This window comes from Ekhidna sp. (assembly GCF_965212185.1).
Lineage (GTDB): Bacteria > Bacteroidota > Bacteroidia > Cytophagales > Cyclobacteriaceae > Ekhidna.
This window is the reverse complement of sequence record NZ_OZ243102.1, coordinates 2,281,740-2,301,616: the sequence shown is the minus strand read 5'-3', so window position 1 is coordinate 2,301,616 and position 19,877 is coordinate 2,281,740. Positions and strand designations below refer to the sequence as shown.

Below are 19,877 nucleotides of genomic sequence, written 5' to 3'. Positions count from 1 at the left end.
CTACTTACAAGTTAATCCAATAGGTCATTTTAAGTATCAAGGCGTGGTTTTTTCTTCTAAGGCCCATGTCTGAAAATTGCTCGGTACCATAATTGTCAGTGTAAACAATGAAAAGATCAGAAACCGGAGCAAAACGCCATTGAAATCTTGAATTGATGTTGATGTTATCAATTTGACTATTGTACTGAATAAAGTTGGTAAAGAATATCGCTCTGGTTAATGTCAGATCAAATCTTGGTCCTATCAGCCATAAGTTTGCATCATTATAATCATTTGGCAGTCTGATTCTATTATAAACCATATTCACCTTTACGTCTAGAATGGGTTGAAAACGATAACCAATCAGTCCACCGATACTCTGCCTGTTTCCGTTGAAATACTCACCAAGATATCCGTTTAGTTGATAGCTGAATAGTTTTCTCTGATCAGAAGTATAGGCGAAATTAAAGCTGTGATAGGTGTAGCCTGTCAAAGCCGCGAGTTCCCTTCCATCGGTTTGTGTTGGATCAAACGGGTCTAGTAAAAAGGTGTGATTCTGTTCTAATGATGCACTAAACCGTCCTGTATTTGATAAGCCAGAATTCATATTAACTGCAAACTTCCTGTCTGTAATCTGCCCATCCACTGTCCAGATGTATTCTGCTTCTGCTTTCAGTTCTATGGAATTAAACACTCCCTTTGAGGGGAAGAAGTTTCTTCCAAAATCCGGATTGATTCGTATGATCCCCGGTCGTGGAACAAATCCCACTTCTGCATTGTGATTCTTGCCGACATATACATGTGCCCAACTACCAATCCACTTTTTTGATGAATATCCAATCCAACCAGTATGTGATCCCTGCTGAGGTTTAGTACCACTTTCATCAAACGAATGATGATACAGTACTTTACCATTCCATTTACCATTGCTTGAGGCGATGTTATAATCAACACCTGCTAACCTGTTCCAGCCACTATAAGGAGTGGTGTCATTCTCAGCATAACTTTCAAACGTTTGCTTGTTAACGAATATGGCTCCAATATTTGATCGGCCAAATATTTTTCGCTGGATAGCCCCAACCGTGTAGTTGATGCTAGGCAAGTTAATTGCATCATCCTCAGCAGCCTGCATATTCAGAATACCTATACGCCAGTTATTATCAAGCTTCCCACTTAATCTGGCGCCTGCATAGATTTGGTTTTGAATGTTTTGACCCGTTGATTCATCTCTCGCAATTCCAATTCTACGGGAGAAAAACGGACGAGAATAGAAGGGGTGACCAAAGCTTTCAAAGAGGTCTGCATTTTCAAGGAAGAACTGCCTTCTTTCCGGGAAGAAGAGCTCAAATCGATTAAGGTCCGTCACCTGCTGATCCAATTCTACTTGTGAAAAGTCTGGATTAAAAGTAAGGTCCAGATTAAGTGAAGGACTCACAGCAATTTTTGCATCACCACCATAAGAGAAGTCATTGATACGATCAGAATCAATCGCTTCATTATCCTGCTGAGTACTGGCCGAAACATATGGGATCAAAGAAACATTGGGACCCGATTTTTCCAGCGGTTTATCCCAAACCAATTCTTTCATAAATGCGAGTGAAAGGATGAGGAAATTTCTCGGGATCCGTGTCCAGGTAGATCTCTCTCCTTGTTCTGTATCAATCCGATAGAAGTTGATATTCCATCGGTCACTTCCGGGTTTGAAGCGTAATGTTTTGAAAGGAATGGCTGCTTCTGCAGTCCAGAATCCTGGATATTGTTTAGCATCAGCTAACCATTTGTTATCCCATGACAAGGCTAGATCATTGCCTCTTGTTCCACCATTACTGATTAGTCCCTCTCTCTGAACACCAAACGGATTGATTCCAAATTGAAAAGCATTGGTATTATCTTGAAAGGGGTCGATTTCAATAGTTATGCCGTCAAAATTTCCTCGATAATCACGTCGTAAACTCGGGACTGCATATTCCCGATCTTCTGTAAGGTTGTACATTTTGGCGCTGACGTATAAGTAGCTTTCATCATAGGTCATTCGAATTTCAACCTGAGAATCTGCAAGCGTAGAATCATTTGGAAAGTACTGCGTGAAGTTTTTGATTACTTGCACATTATTCCAGGCACTTTCATCAATGATGCCATCAATTTTAATAGCCTCGTTTGTAGCAGCAATATGATACGCATTTTCCTGCGCCTCTAACCATGCAGGCAGTAGTAATAATAGCCAGTAAATCCTCTTCATACAGCTACAAAAGTATTTTCCCGCTTAAATAATTGAAGCTGATTTTTGATGAGTGGAAAATGGGTAAGAGGAATATGGATTTAGATGTACCCTTGCTTCACTAATTTTTGATAAATAGCCAAACAGATCCAAGCGTCAGTCGCCGCATATTTTTCTTGTGCTGCGGTCAGTTTTTCAGCTTCCCAATTGGTGACTTGTTGACTTTTGGAAATTCGAGCCTCTAAAAATACAGCAGCTAACTTCTTGACAACCATATGCTTAACTCCTAATTCCCTAACAATATCATTTAAGTCCGTAAAATTCTGTGGCTTAAATTTTCTCGCCTTATTCAGATCTTTAAGATCATCATCAATGCTGATGCCCAGCTTAAGAATGGATTGATCTTCCATCAATTCGAAAAGTGAGGCGGGATATCCCATATTATTTAATCGAAAGAGATACGCATCATTCATTGTTGAAAGCTGAACCATCCCGGTATGATTGTATTCGCCTTTGTTGAAGGTCGGTTTTTTCTCAGTATCAAACCCAAGCGTGCTGTGTTTTCTCAGTTCTTTAACTGCATCATTGCATTCTTCTTTGGTGTCGAGTGTATGTATGTCTCCCTCGAATGCCAATAGTGGCAATGCTCGAATATCTTCTTTGGTGATATGTTCGGCAAATTGCCTATTCACTTTTACCGTTAAGCTTTTTGATTTTATAGCCAGTGTATGCTACAAGGATGGTCATAAATGGACTGATAATATTAAAGAAGCAATACATAAAGTAAGCACCGGTGGAAACACCAAGTACGCTTGAGTGATAGGCACCACATGTGTTCCATGGAATCAAGACGGAAGTTACCGTTCCGGAATCTTCCAGCGTTCTACTCAGGTTTTCAGGAGCCAATCCTTTCTTTTTATACGTGTCTGCATACATTCTACCCGGTACAACAAGGGCTAAATATTGGTCCGAGGCTGTTGCATTAAAGAAGCCACAGGTGAATACAGTTGATGTCACCAATGATCCGGTAGAGTTTACTTTTGAAATGATCGCTGCTGCAATTCTTTTAAGCATTCCAGCACCTTCCATCACTCCTCCAAAAATCATAGCGGATATAATTAGCCATATAGTTCCTAGCATTCCCGACATACCTGATGCACTTAAAAGCTCTTGATCATCAATGACCGCATTCCCGGTAGTAAAGGAAATGTCTCCAAACAATGCCTGCATGGTGCCAATGAAACCATTGGTAAACGACGGGGCAAGGTTGTTAAATGCATCATAGAACTTGCCATCAAAGCTAGAGGTGGCAGCAACTTCTGAAACCAATGTTGGCTGGAAGATGAGTGCAAAAACAGCACCTAATAACGTACCGATTAGTAATGCTGGTAGTGCTGGCATCTTTTTAACAATAAGAACAACCACTACAACAGGTACGATAAACAACCATCCATTGATATTGAATGTGCCTGATATGGCAGAAAGAATAGCTTCCTTGCCTTCAATAGCACCATCAGCAGATCCTGCAAATCCAATGATTAGAAATATTGTAAGTGCCAATAATATGGATGGTACAGTAGTAATCGTCATGTAGCGAATGTGGGTAAACAGATCTGTTCCAGCCATAGCAGGAGCAAGATTGGTTGTGTCTGATAGCGGCGACATTTTGTCACCAAAATAAGCTCCAGATAAAATTGCACCAGCTACTAACCCTTCAGAGATACCAAGCGCCTGACCAATTCCAATTAATGCGATCCCGACAGTTGCTGATGTCGTCCAGGAACTCCCGGTAGCTATTGATACGATCGAACATACGATACATGCAGCAACGAGGAAGATGGTTGGGTTAAGTATTTGCAGTCCGTAGTAGATCATCGCTGGTACCACTCCACTTAACATCCATGTCCCTGCAAGTGACCCGATTAAGAGAAGTATAAGGATGGATGCCATAGCAGAGCTAATACTTTTGACAATTCCTTTTTGGATTTCTTCCCATTGATAACCTATTTTAAAAGCGACGATTGCAGCTACTGCAGCTGAAAGAATCAATACGATTTGGTTAGAGCCACCGAGTGCTTCACTTCCAAAAATTCCAACGTTTATCACGAGGAGTAGAATAAGGAAAATAATAGGTATTAATGATTCGAATAAAGTGGGTTCTCTTTTTGTTGTCATTTGTAGGTTGAATCTCGAACCCTCGAAAATAGGATATTTAGCTAAGATGAACTTAGATTCGTTCTATTTAATTGAAACCACGACTCAATTTGCTCTCATGACATCTATTTTGGTGGATTGTGTTTTTCGTGTGTTAGATATAAAGTTTCGTCGAATTTAAGATTTATACACTATCATTCGAAAACAGGTTTTTACTCTCTACAGACAGGAAATAGAAGATCTATCCCCTCTCTAACACATTAAGGATTAGCTTTTTAAGCTGGTATTTGACCATATTTTATTGTAACTTCAATTACCCTTAGTTGCCACCAAATTACTACTGCCATGAGATCACCTCGTCTCATTCTTCTTCTATTACTTTTTTGTCAAGTATTTCTGGTTCATTCTCAATTCACCGTAAACGATAATGGCGATGCAGGTGATTTCAATCCGGGTGATGGAACATGTGAGACTGGAAATGGGAATGGAATTTGTACGTTACGGGCGGCAATCGAAGAATCCAATGCAAGTATTGGGGTAGACTTAATTGAATTTTCTGGTGATTTAATAATCACGATTGATGCATTATTGCTGATCACTGACGATGCAACAACCATTGATGCAGGAAGCAACAACATTACTATCCAACCCGGCAATACTATCTCTGGAATAGAGATAAACGGAGGTAGTTGTGTTATTCGAGGACTTCATATGCGGGGATTTTCAGGAGCACCCAATGCTGCGATTTTGGTGGATGGGTCAGGAGCAATAGCCAATGAAATTTATGGGTGTAAACTTGGGGTTTCACTGACCGGCAATGTGACGGATGCGGCGAACTACTCTGGTATTTCCATTAATAACGGAGCAACAGGAACGATCATTGGTGATGGGACACTTTCAGGAGCCAACGTAATTGGAGGAAATTCTTTCGGCATTAGAATTAATAATTCATCTGATAACACAATTATTTCCGGAAACAGAATAGGGATTGGGTTGGATGGATCTTCCATAGTTGCCAATTCAATTGGTATTGACGTCCTTAATAGTGATGGAACATCGATTGGGATTAGTGGGGATCTTGTAAATGTTATTTCAAACAACAGCAGTGAGGGTATTCGTTTGAGTGGAGCCACAAATACTGATGTGCTTAATAACTATGTTGGCGTTGATATCACAGGGCTTCTTGATAGAGGAAATGGAATCGGAATTGAAGTTGCAAGCGCAAGCAATGGTGTGACTATTGGAGGAAATGTAGCAGCTCGAAATCTTATTTCAGGCAATACTGGTTATGCGATTGATGTAAATAATTCGAATAGTGTCACCATTACCGGAAATTATATAGGAGTAGGATCAAATGGATCCACAGCAATTGCAAATGGAACAAATGGAAATCCTAACATTAGGGTTCAAGGTACTTCCAACAACACAAGAGTAGGTGATCTGACTGGTACCAATCCCCCCAATGTAATTTCAGCTGCCGGAGGTGCATCAAGCGCTGGAATACTGGTTTCAGCAGCAAACACCACAATTGTTGATAATTTAATTGGAACCGACGCAACAGGTAGTTTAGATAGAGGGAATGGAGGTGCCGGAATAAGCCTTACAGGAGGTTCAGGAACTATAGGAGGTTCTGGACTGGGAAATGTCATTTCCGGGAATAGTTATGGAATTGGAATCAGTGTTGGCGGGTTTACTATTACAGAAAATTACATTGGGACTAATGCTGCTGGTACTTTGTCTATTCCAAACGATAATGAAGGAATAAGACTCAGTGTAGGTACCGGATCTAGCATTACAAACAACTTAATTTCTGGTAATACACTTGATGGTATTCTTATTGAGGGTGCTTCAACTACAGGCAACAATGTAAATAACAACCTGATTGGTACACAGGCAGACGGAACATCATCACTTGGAAATGGAGCTAGTGGTATTTTAATAGAAAGTGATGCCAATGGAACCTCCTTAATGGGAAATACCATAGCATTTAACTCGTCTAACGGAGTTGAAATTGGTGAATCAGGCTTTTCGGGTATCATTAACAATAACCTTTCCCAAAATTCCATTCATAGCAATACTGGAGCAGGGATTCTCATAACCAATGGTGCACAAAATGGAGTTTCTGCTCCAACTATCACTTCAACAGCTGATGGATTAATTACCGGCGGTGGAACAGCTGGTGCCACGATTCAGATTTTCGCGGATGTTGCCGATGAGGGAGAACAATACCTGGCATCCACCACAGTATCAGGCGCAAGTTCTTATAGTCATCAGGTTGATGTGAATACCATAGGGTCCGGACTGTTCAATATATCAGTTATTCAAACAGCTTCTAATAATACTTCCGAATTTGCAACCTCGCCCCTTACCTTTTCTACACCTTCTACTCAAGCATCTAATATCAGCTTTTCCAATGTAGATTTCTTTGATATGGATATAAGCTGGACCAATGGAGATGGTTCAGCCCGATTGGTTGTGGTGAAGGAAGGAAGCATTGTTGATGCTAATCCTGTCAATACAACTACATATACAGCCAGCACAGTATTTGGTGCAGGATCTCAAATTGGTTCAGGTAACTACGTGATTTACAATGGGACAGGGTCTAGCGTAAGTCTGACCGGATTAAACCATAGCACAACGTACCACGTGATGGTCTATGAATACAACGGTATCCAGGGCCTAGAGGAATATTTAACGACAAGTGCCACTGGGAACCCATCATCGCAACAAACATTAGGTGCATTTATCACCACATGGTTAGCAGATGCAACGGGTCAAATTACCATTCCAATTGCAACAGGCACTTATGATTACGATGTTTATTGGGAAAATACATTGAACGCATTAGACAATGGTTCTCTAAGCAATCAAACAGGAGGGGCACTATTGACTGGGCTGACTGATGGACAAACGTACCGTATGGAAATAACTGGTACGTTTCCAAGGTTTTGGGCCCGGGCCAATGGAGCTGCTGAACGAGAGAAGATTTTGACAGTTGAACAATGGGGTGATATTTCCTGGTCGAGCATGCATGAGGCCTTTTACAATTGCCCAAACCTCACCGTGCCAGCTATAGATGCACCAGATTTATCCGGGGTAACCAGCCTGCAGAGCATGTTTTATAACTGTGATGCATTGAACGACCCAATGAACCATTGGGATGTGGGTACCATCACCAGCTTCTTTGGAATGTTCCAGAACACGGATATTTTCAATCAGAATCTTAATTCCTGGACGATCAACACCACTCCCGGAGTGACGATGGAGAGCATGTTCAATACTGCTTCTGCTTTCAATGGTAACATCAGTTCATGGAATGTGATCGGTGTTACGAATATGGCCCGCCTTTTTTCCAATGCAGATTCGTTCACAGGAGACCTTAGTACTTGGGATACAGATAACGTGACAAATATGACGCTAATGTTCAGCCTGAATGATGCCTTCAATGGAAACATCACCAACTGGAACGTTTCGAATGTGGTAAACCTGAGTGGTATGTTTCGCTTAGCCACATCCTTCAATCAAGATTTGAATTGGAACGTTTCAAGCGCTACTACTTTTAGTTCCATGTTCGAAGGCGCTTCAGCATTTCAGGGAGATCTTTCAAGCTGGACTGGCACATTTAGTAGCAACCCAATTACCATGTCCCAAATGTTTAAGGATGCCACACTTTTCAATTCCAATATCAGTTCATGGGACTTCACCACAGTTACCAATATGCAAAGCATGTTTGAGAATGCTGATGCATTTAACCAAAACATAAATGGCTGGGATGTAAGCACCGTCACCAACCTCTCGGGTATGTTTAGCTGGACTGAACTGTTCAATCAGCCATTGGATATGTGGGATCTGAATTCATCGGCAAATTTATCGGCTATGTTCTACCAGTCACAAGCCTTTAATCAAGACATCAGTTCATGGACGTTGACAGGGATAACAAACCTTTTCAACATGTTCGCATTTGCGAATGCATTCAATCAGCCGATAGGATCCTGGGATGTATCAACAGTTACGAGCATGGGGAATATGTTTCAGGATGCTGCCGCATTTGATCAGGATCTGGGAGCCTGGAATATAGGCATGGTATCTTCAATGGGTAGCATATTTAGTAATTCAGGTATGTCGACTGCTAACTATGATGCAACGTTAATCGGTTGGGCGGATGACAATGGGGGCACAGAAACGATACCAATTGGGTTAAGTCTGTCTGCTACAGGAGTTACTTTCTGTGATGATACAGGTCGCCAGGACTTAATAGACAACTACAGTTGGACTATCACAGATGCCGGAAGTAATTGTCCATTCGTTACAACCTGGCTTGCAGATGCTACAGGTCAAATTACAATCCCCACAACAACAGGAACATACAATTATGATGTGTATTGGGAAAATACCCTGAATGCAGTTGATAACGGCTCTTTAATTAATCAAACGGGAGATGGGGTTATTACTGGTTTGACAGATGGACAGACGTATCGAATTGAAATTACCGGCACGTTCCCCAGGATATATTTTAACGCCGGACCGGAACGTCTAAAAATTCAGTCAGTTGAGCAATGGGGAGATATAGTTTGGACATCCATGGCTCAGGCTTTCCTGTCATGCAACAATCTTACTGTACCAGCAACAGATGCACCTAACCTTTCTGGTGTCATTGATATGACATCCATGTTCCAATCATGCCCGGGACTTACAAATGAAAACTTCAATAACTGGGATGTCAGCAATGTACAGAACATGACGCAAGTCTTTGCTTTTAGTCCAGCGTTTAATGGAAGCATTGATATGTGGGATGTGAGTAATGTCACTACCATGTTTGGGATGTTTTGGGGTGCAAGCAGTTTCGATCAGCATTTAAATACCTGGACACCTACAGCTGTAACGGATATCAGTAGGATGTTTCAAAGCGCATTTGTTTTTAATGGCAATATTGATGGGTGGAATATGCCAAATCTGACTACAGCTTTTGAAACTTTTTATCAGGCCTATGCTCTTAATCAATCCCTTAATGGATGGCAATTTGGAATGCTTGACAACATGAGTGGAATGTTTAGAGAAGCCATCACATTTAATGGTGACATCTCATCCTGGGATGTGAGTACAGTGACGGACATGTCTAATTTGTTTTTAAGTGCTTCCGTATTTAATCAGGATATAACCGGATGGGAAACATCCAATGTGCTCACTCTTGCAGGCACATTCGCAGGAGCGGCAGCATTCAATCAAAATATTACATATTCAGTCATTGGTGGAAATCAAGGAGGAGCATCTTGGGATGTAAGTGGAGTAACCAACATGACAAGTACTTTTTCAGGCGCTTCTCAGTTCAATGGAAATATTACAAACTGGGACGTATCCAATGTTAACTCCATGCCAAGCATGTTTCAATTTGCAACTTCATTCAATCAACCCATAGGATTATGGGCAAATAATACATCAATGGTACAGGACATGGGGGGGATGTTCCTTGTAGCTTCTGCTTTCAATCAGGATTTGGATTCCTGGGATGTAAGTAGTGTCACCAACATGGGTGGCATGTTTAATGGAGCAGCTGCTTTCAATGGGAACATTTCTTCATGGAATACTGGGCTGGTTAACAATATGACCGAAATGTTTCGGGATGCGATTGCATTCAATCAAGACATTGGTTTATGGAATGTAAGTAATGTGGGAACTATGTACCGAATGTTTCAAGGCGCAACAGCTTTCAATCAGGATTTACTTACGCAACCTGGTGCTGGCAATGGTGGTGGGGATGCCTGGAATATTGGCTTGGTAACCAACACGGCTCTAATGTTCAGTGGAGCAACGAATTTTAACGGAGATATCAGCAACTGGGATGTCGATCAAATCACGGACATGCTGGGCATGTTTGCTTATTCAGCATTCAACCAGGATATCAGCAGTTGGCAACCACTCATGGTAAATGATATGAGTGCCATGTTTGAAGGAGCAACAGCTTTCAATCAAGATATAAGCGGTTGGAATGTAAGCTCTGTGGATTTCATGGGTAACATGTTCCTTGGTGCTACTGCTTTCAATCAACCAATTGGTGCATGGGGTGCAACTACATCATCTGTCACCAGTATGCTTCAGATGTTCCTTGGAGCAACCGCCTTTAACCAAGACCTGTCAACATGGGACATTTCTCTTGTCGGAGATATGCGATGGATGTTTCAAGGAGCAACTGCCTTTGATCAAAGTCTCGGAGCATGGGATATCGATGGAAAATCCATTCTTGGATTATTGGACGGATCAGGATTATCAACTGGTAACTATGATGCAACGATTATTGAGTGGGAAGCACTCGCTCCTGCTGCTAATGTATTAAGTGCTTCCGGACTTACGTATTGTACGAGTGCTAGCCAACGACAAAATCTGATTGATACCTATGGGTGGACAGTTACAGATGCTAATGTTCAAGATTGCTCGGAAGCCTATACGGTGATCAATACCAATGATGATGGAGTAGGGTCGTTAAGATGGTGTATCGATAATGCCAATGCCATCGGCGGTATAAACACTATCAGTTTCAGCATATCCTCTACTGATACCAATTACAACCTAGACGGAGGGACTGGGGATGAGACATGGACGATCTCACCGTTAACTGATTTGCCGGATATCACAGAAACAATCATACTAGATGCCACCACTCAGCCTGGCGTTGGGAATTTTAAAATTATCATTGATGGAGGCCCGAATGGGCTTACGAATGGTTTTCACATCGGTGACACCAATGGATTGGATTCTGAATTTTACGGGTTCTACTTGATGGGGTTTACAAGCGCAATCTTTCTGAACTACGCAACAACTGGAGGCGGGGCACTTATTGGAGCACCAGGTAAAGCCAATACCTTCGTCAATAATTTAACGGGAATTAACACATCGAACACAGATGTCAATGTCATTCAGAGCAACTTCATAGGCACTGATGAATATGGTAATCCTGGCCTAGGAAATGCGACGGGCATTTCATTCAATACCTTCTCCAGTGGAAACACCATCGGCGGGCCCAATCCGGGTGAAGGAAATGTTATTTCAGGAAATACAGGAAGAGCCATCTCCTCTAATACTTCCGGGGGCATTTTGATTCAGGGAAATTACATTGGAACCGATGTTACAGGGATGATTGCCATCCCTAATACTGGACCAGATGTCATAAGCCTAGGGACGAGTGGGACCAGCAATATCCTTGATAATGTCATTTCTGGTAATTCAGGAACTGCATTACAATTGGTTGCAACAAGTGACTGCATAATTCAAGGAAATCTGATTGGAGTCGCCTCGGATGGTTCGACATCACTAGGTAACGATATTGGAATCGAAGCGGTTGGAAATGTAGATGGTCATACTATAGGTGGCGTAGGTGCCGGTGAGGGAAATACTATTGCTAACAATACATCTATTGGAATTTCCTTTGGAGGAACTAACGTTGACACTAATTCTTTCATTGGCAATTCCATTTATTGTAACGGAACTGGAATATTACTAAATGCAACCGGAAACAACAACATTCAGCCTCCAGTCATAAATGAAGTTACTGCTGCTACCATTGGAGGAACAGGTGTAACTGGAGAAGACATTCATGTTTATAGAGACAATTCTGGTTGTACGCCTACAGACCCTCAAGGTCAGGAATACTTAGGAACTGATACAGTTGTTGGTGGGGTTTGGCAGCTTTCGGGATTGACCATTGCAGCTTCTGACATAATAACGGCAACTGCCAGTAATTTAACAGATGGAACGTCTGAATTTTCTTTGGCACTTACCATTCCCCCGCCAGGCAATGCAATAGATTTTACTGGTGGAGGAACAGGAGATGGTGATGTAGTGGTCATACCCGACAACCCGTCCTTTGACCTTGATTTTGGGGACAATGATTTTACTGCAGAAATGTGGATTTCAACTACATCAACGGGCGGACCAACATTAATGGGTAAGCATCAGTGTGGATTTCCTAATGGTTGGTATGTTCAATTAACCGGTTCAAATTTTCAATTCTATGCAGGTAATAGGTATTTAAGTTCCGTCGCAACCATTAATGATGGCAATTGGCACCATATAGCGGTTTCTTTTAATGCAACTACTAATGTTCAATCGATCTATGTGGATGGCTCACTTGATGCTACACAAACTGCTTTTAATGGGATTGATAGTAATGTCCCAACTGGAATTGGGGGCTGGGCCCACTCGGCCTGTGGCGTTGGAAATGGTGGTATTACTGCTGAAATTGATGAAGTCCGAATCTGGAACGATGTAAGAACTCTAACCGAAATTCAAAACCATCGATACAATGAATTGGTTGGAAATGAGCAAGGATTGGCAGCCTATTATACTTTCAATCAAGGTGTTGCGGCTGGCGACAACACCAGTCCAGCAATCAATATAGCTATTGATATGACCGGTAATGGAAACGATGGTACATTGACCAACATGGCCTTGACCGGAGCTACATCCAATTGGGTAGAATCAAGTGCCTTCACCCCTCTAACACCGACTGATTTATTCACAACAGAAGTTTCTGATACCCAAATCGATCTTAGTTGGACGGACAATTCATTTAGTGAAACTCAATTTTTAATTGAAAGGTCAGATGGCAACAATACAACTTATGTTCAAATTGGAACTGCAAGTGCTGATGCTACTACCTATCAGGATGGCTCAGTGACCCCTGGGAATGGATATTTTTATCGAATTCGTGCCACAGATGGGACTTTAAACTCAACCTATACAAATGAAGTTTTTGCAGGAACACTTACTCCACCGGGTAATGCACTGGATTTTGATGGAGTTGATGATTACGTAGAGCTCGGAAACCCTGAAGAATACAGAATTACGGGAGACCTTACCATTGAGGCATGGGTGAATTGGCCAGGGAATACCACTGGAAATACACAAACAATTTTTGCTCGTTCATACGATTTTGGCGAAACTGCTGATACCGATATTTTTTATCGATTCGCGATCACAGCAAATGGAGAACTATCTGATTTTTTTGAAGTAAATGGAGTCAATCAATCTACAATATCTACCGGAACAATTCCTGTTAGTGAATGGACCCATGTAGCCATGGTGCGTAATGCAACTGATTTAACAGAAGAATTTTATATCAATGGAGTTTTTGCAGGTAAATCTTCGATACCTGCAGTACCCTCTGATGGTACCCACCCTGGTCAGCGTGTTTGGATTGGAAATCGACTGGGGGCATCCATATATTTTGATGGAGTCATGGATGAACTCAGAATTTGGAATGTGGCTAGAACAAAGGATCAAATCCGATCAGATTTTTTGAGTGCGGTATCTCTTGATGGTGATGAAAGTGGGCTTGTAGGGTACTTTCGATTTGATCAGGCTGGCAATTTCAGTGAACTGCCCGATCGAAGCTTAAATAATAACACTGGTGCTTTGACAAATTTCCCTGCTGATCCATCTGCAAATTGGGTTTCATCGCTGGCCATGTTAGGGGCAGGTTTGCAACCAACAAATTTATTTACCACCGAAGTAAGTAGTACACAAATTGACCTGACATGGGATGATCCAATGTTGGCTGAAGATGGATTTAGCATCGAGCGATCAGATGGGAACAAAACGAATTATGTTGAGATTGGAACAGTTGGACCAGATGTCTTGACTTTTTCAAACAATACCGTATCCGCAGACGAAGGCTATTTCTATCGGGTTATTGGAACAAGTTCAGCGATCAACTCGATCCCGTCAAGGGAGAAATTTGCAAGCACCCTAACGTCTCCCGGTAATGCATTGGAATTTGATGGTATTGATGATAATCTCATCGTATTCAACCCGGAGGATCTGGGAGGAGCGCCGGGTCAAAGTTTCACCTGGGAAGCCTGGCTGAGAGTTCCTCCTGACATAAGCGGAGGGAGCGGATCATCAAGATTTTTCCTGAGTAGAGTTCAGCAAGGACAAGATCATCCAAGAACAGACATGTCCATTAATAAGACAACCGGTTTGATTGGTACAACCATACAGTCAGCAGGAGGCGCTACCACTCAAGGTATAACGGGTCTTACTGACATTCGAGATTTTCAATGGCACCATGTAGCGTGGGTTCGAGATGCAGCAGCGGATGAAATACGTCTTTATATAGATGGAGCTTTGGAAGCTTCTGAGACTGATGATGATGTAGACGGAAGTAACAATGGGGACCTTTACATTGGGGATTGGGGCAGAATTCCGCAAAACGGTAGAAATTTCTATGAAAACATGGATGAAGTGCGTTTCTGGAATGTAGCCCGTTCACAATCGGAAATTAGGGAATCACTTTCAAAACCACTTGTTGGCAATGAGTTAGGGTTGGTTGCCTACTACAAGTTTGATCAGGATGAAACCACCGACCTAACATTGCCAGATAGAAGTATAAATTTTAATAACGGAATATGGAACGGACCAACTTCGGGTGGTACTGAGCCTATCTGGGTTGCTTCCGATGCTTTGGATGAAACAGTAATCGTAAATAATTCGCTAGATTTTGATGGAACAGATGATTTTGTAAGTATTTCCGATGATCCATTGTTACAGTTTGGGACTGGAGATGTTACAATCGAAGCATGGTTTTATTTTGATGGCAATCCAACAATAGCAAGTGTTGTGGCGAAAAGGAATCCGGCAGATCCATTCTCACAATTGAATATTTTAATCAGTGATGGTATATTCAATGGGTTACCTGGAAGCAAAATCTTCGTTGAGGCGCTTCCAGATGGCAGATCTTTTGTAGGACTTAATCCTGGGCCTAATGATCGATTTGTTGCATCGAATTCAGATTTAACAGCAGGATGGCATCATGTAGCACTTGTTCAGGATTATGATGTTGGTTTGACCTTGTATTTGAATGGAATCAATCAAGGAACTTCGACAACTGATCACGGTGGACTTTCATTCAATATCAGTGGTCTACCTTTTACCATTGGTAGCTTCAATGGAGGCGGATTTTTAAATGGTCAAGTAGATGAGGTGAGAATTTGGAATGATGTTAGAACCGAATCTGAAATTCAAAATAATATTCAAGTTGATCTCGCAGGTAATGAGTCAAATCTGGTTGCGTATTATGATTTTAATAGCGGTGTTAGTAGTGGAAACAATGTCGGACTGACTTCACTCCCTGATCAAACCGTAAATTCTTTGGATGGAACCATAACCAACTTTACACTAACAGGAGCTACCTCAAATTGGATTACCTCAGGTGCTCAGGATGGGTTACCAAATGAACCTTTAAATCTTTTCACGGAAGAAATTTCCGACACCCAAATAAACTTATCATGGACTGATAATTCTTTTGATGAAACGGATTTCTTAATCGAACGATCAGATGGAGACAATTCAAATTTTGTTCAAATAGGAACCTCTGAAGCAGATGCATCCACCTTTGTTGATAATTCTGTATCCGCAGGGATGGGGTATTTTTATCGTGTAAGAGCGACTAATGCGAGCGGCAATTCAGCATATAGTAATGAAAAGTTTGGAAGTACACTTACTGCTCCGGGAAATGCACTGAGTTTTGATGGTGTAGATGATTACGTAGATTTTGGAGACGTTGACTTAAGCGGGTATTCGGCATTGACAGTAGAAGGATGGATTAAACCATCTTATGTTCCCTCCGGACCTTCAGATGAGACTACTACCATCATTGGAAAAGGTGCTACCGGTGGAGTAGGGACCACAACTTTTGCATTGGTGCTTGAGGGAAGTGACATGGGAGGTGAACTTTTTGCATTAGTTGATAATGGGAGCTCACTTGAGGTTGCAAGGTTCAATTTTGGAAACGGGTTTGATATTGTAGATAATGAATGGAGACATGTGGCAATGACATGGTCAAGCGGCAATCCAGTTAGATTGTATGTGGATGGTATTGAAAGGGATGCAACATCTAATTTTTCAGGAACTCTAAATGTAGTTCCTGAAAGTCTTGTTTTGGGAACAAGTACGGACATAAATGAGATTGGTTTTTCTGGCGAAATAGATGAAATCCTAATTTGGAATCTAGCTAGAAGTGAAGCTGAAATCCAATCTGATATTCAAACAACTTTGAATGGAAATGAACCAGGTCTGGTCGCTTACTACCGTTTTGATCAAGGCATTCCCAATGGAGATAATACCACTCCTGCAATCGATTTATTGCCTGATAGAAGTCAAAATAATAACAACGCTACCTTAACTGGATTTTCATTAAATGGAGCTACCTCGAATTGGGTAACATCATCTATTCCAGAAATTACCAATGGGGTACTCACCTCAGATTATGATGCTCTTGTTGCCCTTTATAACTCCACCGATGGAGCTAATTGGACGGACAATTCGAATTGGTTGTCCACCAATCCAGTGAGTACGTGGTATGGGGTAGTAGTTAATTCTAATCGCATTGATGAATTAAATCTTAATTCGAATAATTTATCTGGTACGCTACCTGGAGATATCGGTAATCTCATTGATCTTACCACGCTGGAATTAAATGATAACCAATTGACGGGTTCAATTCCTACTGAGATCGGAAATTTGGTCAATCTTCAAACGCTTTATTTATATAATAATCTACTTTCCGGAACCATACCTTCCGAATTAGGAAATATAACAAACATGGTTGATTTAAGGATACAGCATAACCAGTTTACCGGATCCATCCCTCCAGAACTTGGCAATCTATCATTCCTAGAGGATCTTGTTCTTCATCATAATCAATTAACTGGTTCAATACCTCCAGAGGTTACCAACGCATCGAACCTGATAAAATTTGAAGTAGACTTTAACATGCTATCTGGAACCATTCCAAATGAATTCGGTGATTTAGCCAATTTGGTTGAATTGGAATTTCATGACAACCTATTAACTGGTTCAATCCCTTCCAATTTTATTAATTTGACCAACTTGATAGAATTGGAAATAGAAAATAATCAATTTACTGATTTACCTGATTTATCTAGCTTAAGTTCATTAAACCTATTAATTATAGGCGATAACCGTTTCCAATTCGACGACATTGAGCCTAATATTGGAATAACCGGAATTTCATACGATCCCCAAGCCAATATTTCAGCTCCCGCAGACCAAGACTTAAATGCTGGAGACTTACTTGATGTAACGATTAGTGTAGGCGGATCTAACAACAGCTACCAATGGTACCTCGATGGAAGTCCCGTTTCAGGACAAACATCAGACAACCTCAATATTGCAAGTGTTTCTGAATCGGATCAGGGATCCTATCACATGGAAGTGACCAATAGCGCGGTTACAGGTTTAACCATCAGTTCAGATCCATTTAATGTTACAGTTGATGATAACCCATCTGTCATTACTCAGGATATAAGTGTATCGCTCGACGCAACAGGTAATATTTCCATAACCCCATCTGACATTGATAATGGTAGTTCAGACGATGAGACAATTGCAGCTAATCTAGTGCTTGCTCTTGATGTGATCGATTTTGACTGTACCACACTTGGTGCTAATACAGTGACTTTGACTGTAACAGATGAAGGAGGTAATAGCTCCAATGCTACGGCAACTGTAACGGTGACTGATGATGAAATGCCAGTTGTGGTAACCCAGGACGTTACCATTACGCTAGATGCCACAGGTTCTGCCTCAATAACACCAACGGATATTGACAATGGAAGTACGGATAACTGTTCATTGACCTTATCCCTTGATCAAACCGATTTTGATTGTACGAATGTTGGGGATCAAACAGTGACCTTATCAGCTACGGATGGTATGAATACTTCAACGGGAGCAGCAATAGTAACTGTGGTAGATGATGAGGTGCCGGTTGTGGTCACTCAAGATATCACAGTAACATTAGATGCCACAGGTACTGCTACGATCACACCTACAGATGTCGCTAATGGAAGCACTGACAATTGTTCATTGACCTTATCCCTTGATCAAACCAATTTTGATTGTACAGAGGTTGGCAATCAAACCATCACATTCACAGCATCTGATGGAACAAACACTTCGACCGGAACAGCTACAGTAACTGTAGTTGATGATACTGCACCAGTAGTAGTCACTCAAGATATCACAGTAACATTAGATGCCACAGGTACTGCCTCAATAACACCAATGGATATCGATAATGGAAGTACTGACAATTGTTCATTGACCTTATCCCTTGATCAAACCAATTTTGATTGTACAGATGTTGGCAATCAAACCGTCACCTTAACAGTATCTGATGGAACGAATACCTCAACGGGAACAGCAACAGTAACTGTTGTAGATGATACTGCACCAGTAGTAGTCACTCAAGACATCACAGTAACATTAGATGCCACAGGTACTGCCTCAATAACACCAATGGATATCGATAATGGCAGCACTGACAATTGTTCATTGACCTTATCCCTTGATCAAACCAATTTTGATTGTACAGATGTTGGCAATCAAACCATCACCTTAACAGCATCTGATGGAACGAATACCTCAACGGGAACAGCAACAGTAACTGTGGAAGATGATGAGGTACCAGTTGTAGTAACCCAGGACATTACAATCACGCTAAATGGATCAGGTTCAGCTTCGATTACACCAACAGATGTCGACAATGGCAGTACAGATAATTGCTCATTGGCGTTATCCCTAGATCAGACAGACTTTGATTGTTCAGATATTGGTAATCAAACAGTTACTTTATCTGCATCTGATGGGACAAACACCTCAATAGGAACAGGAACAGTAACTGTAGTTGATGATAGCGCACCTGTAGTGCTAACCCAGGATATAACTATAACACTAGATGATACAGGTTCAACATCAATTACGCCAACGGATATTGATAGTGGGACTTCCGATAACTGTTCGTTTGACTTAACACTGGATCAAACCACTTTTACAACAGCTGACTTAGGAGAAAATACAGTGACACTGACTGCAACAGATCCTTCTGGTAATGTTGGCAATGCTACCGCATTAGTTACTGTCGAAAATGGCAATCAGCCTCCAAGTGTTATTTACATTTTCTATATCCTTGAAAACACGCCAAATGGTACGCTAATAGGAAGTGTAACTGGTTTGGACCCTGATAATAATGATTTGACTTATTCCATCATCGCAGGGAATGAAAGTGGTGCATTTACAATGGATGCAATAAGTGGCGATCTGACCGTAAATGATGAAACGTTACTTGATTTTGAAGTGACACCTTCGTTTGATTTAATGGTGGAAGTAGATGATGGACAAGGAGGGATGACTATCGCTGATGTCACCATTAATCTAATTGATATCGATGAAGATGCACTAGGTGTTGATCCGGAGGTTGAGGGGATACGCGTTTACCCTAATCCAGCATCTGGAAAGCTTTTTATAGACACTAGGAATCGAAATACTCAGGAACTTAAGGTCTCACTATATGCGCTTAGTGGAAGTCAGGTGGAGATCGTTTTAGACCAATCTGAACTGTTTTTTATGAGTATCGACGTGGCTGATTTAGCTTCTGGTATCTATAATTTGGTCATCCAGTTTGAAAATAAGATTGTCTCACGAAACATTGTAATTAAGAAATAGTGTAGCA

At 41.3% G+C, this 19,877-nt stretch carries 4 protein-coding genes; 1 reads left to right on the top strand and 3 read right to left on the bottom strand.

The window, feature by feature from the left end:
• Nucleotides 1-4: 4 nt before the first annotated feature.
• From ACOMC3_RS09930 to nhaC, 3 genes are all read right to left on the bottom strand, one after another.
• Entirely contained in the window at nt 5-2,218 is a 2,214-nt protein-coding gene (locus ACOMC3_RS09930; protein ID WP_420315728.1) for a DUF5916 domain-containing protein, read from the bottom strand.
• 80 nt (nt 2,219-2,298) lie between these two features.
• Nucleotides 2,299-2,889 carry a 3'-5' exonuclease gene (locus ACOMC3_RS09925; protein WP_420315727.1) on the bottom strand — a complete coding sequence of 197 codons (591 nt, stop codon included), beginning with the start codon at nt 2,887-2,889 and terminating at the stop codon, nt 2,299-2,301.
• Complete coding sequence (gene nhaC / locus ACOMC3_RS09920; protein WP_420315726.1) at nt 2,882-4,372, bottom strand: Na+/H+ antiporter NhaC; 1,491 nt, start codon at nt 4,370-4,372, stop codon at nt 2,882-2,884. Before nhaC ends, ACOMC3_RS09925 begins: the two co-directional genes overlap by 8 nt.
• A 324-nt stretch (nt 4,373-4,696) precedes the next feature.
• Here nhaC and ACOMC3_RS09915 point away from each other — a divergent pair, with 324 nt between their 5' ends.
• Complete coding sequence (locus tag ACOMC3_RS09915; protein ID WP_420315725.1) at nt 4,697-19,870, top strand: BspA family leucine-rich repeat surface protein; 15,174 nt, start codon at nt 4,697-4,699, stop codon at nt 19,868-19,870.
• Nucleotides 19,871-19,877 lie beyond the last annotated feature (7 nt).